General features: G+C 72.0%; 1 protein-coding gene. It reads right to left on the reverse strand.

Features of this window, described 5'->3' with window-relative positions; genetic code table 11:
• A partial coding sequence (locus D6B71_RS22445) for a carboxypeptidase-like regulatory domain-containing protein (RefSeq protein WP_164519797.1) occupies positions 1 to 535 on the reverse strand: 535 nt, incomplete at both ends.

Below are 535 nucleotides of genomic sequence, written 5' to 3' on the forward strand. Positions count from 1 at the left end.
CGATGGTGCGGGGTCCGGTGGTGTTGGTGGCGTCGAGGGTGGTGTTGGCGAGGCCGGTGCCGGTGGGGGCCTCGACGTCGACGGTGGTTCTGGATGGGTCGGTGGGGGTGGTGAGGAGTTGAAGGGTGGCTTTGCCGTTGGCGTCGGTGGTGGCGTTGCCCCAGTGGTAGCCGGCGTCGGCGATGGTCAGGCCGGGGGCGAGGGCGCCGGTGGCGACGGGGTAGCTGGAGAGGCGGAGCTTGGTGCCGGGGACGGGGTTGCCGGAGGGGCCGACGACGCGGACCTGGACGGTGTGGGTGGGCAGGGTGAGGTCGTCGGTGCGGTCGGCGTCGAGGGTGAAGGCGGCGGTGGTGAGGCTGACGGTGGTGTGCTTGCCGCCGCCGTGGTAGACGCGGAGCCGGTAGGTGCCCGGGGTGGCGGTGAGGGTGAACCGGCCGTTGGCGTCGGTGTTGTGGGCGGGCGGGTTGTTGTTGTTGGTGTCCTGCAGCAGGTAGAGGTCGGCGTGAGGCAGGGGGTCCCCGGCGCCGTCACGCAA

The sequence above is a fragment of the Nocardioides ferulae genome (assembly GCF_003660455.1).
GTDB lineage: Bacteria > Actinomycetota > Actinomycetes > Propionibacteriales > Nocardioidaceae > Nocardioides > Nocardioides ferulae.